This window comes from Streptomyces sp. SID12501 (assembly GCF_010550245.1).
GTDB lineage: Bacteria > Actinomycetota > Actinomycetes > Streptomycetales > Streptomycetaceae > Streptomyces.
The window spans coordinates 1-509 of record NZ_JAAGLU010000436.1 but is presented as its reverse complement, the minus strand read 5'-3'; the positions used below and the strand labels follow the sequence as shown (position 1 = coordinate 509).

Here is a 509-nt window from a genome sequence, read left to right as displayed (position 1 = left end):
TTCAAGGAGCTCATGCGGAAACATGGTCTGATCCAGGACCTGCGCATCGACACCGACAAGTTCACGCTCTCAATGTCCGACTCCACTGGCGAACCGGTCGACCCGGGCCGCCTCAGTGCTGGCGAGCGCCAGATCCTCGCGGTTTCCCTTCTCTGGGGGTTGATGAAGGTCGCAGGCAACCGCCTGCCCAGCGTCATCGACACCCCACTAGGCCGCCTTGACAGCCTCCACCGCGAACACCTTGTCGACCGCTACTTCCCGTACGCCAGCGACCAGGTTCTGCTGCTCTCCACCGACGAGGAAATTGACGAGTATCTGCTGGGCCGCTTGAAGAAATCCGTCGCCCACACCTACACCCTGGTTCACGACGACACGAATTTCACGACCACCGCCGTCGAGGGATACTGGTGGAACGCAGGAGTCTCCCATGTCGCTTGATAACGTCCGCCTTTCCCAGCCTGCCAAGGACCGACTGGTACGGCTGAAGCGCACCACGGGCATTACTCAGT

The 509-nt window shown here is 60.9% G+C and carries 1 pseudogene; it reads left to right on the top strand.

Annotated features, from left to right (window positions below):
- Positions 1 to 438, top strand: a pseudogene (locus G3I71_RS46635) (DNA sulfur modification protein DndD); the annotation flags it as partial.
- Positions 439 to 509: the final 71 nt, after the last annotated feature.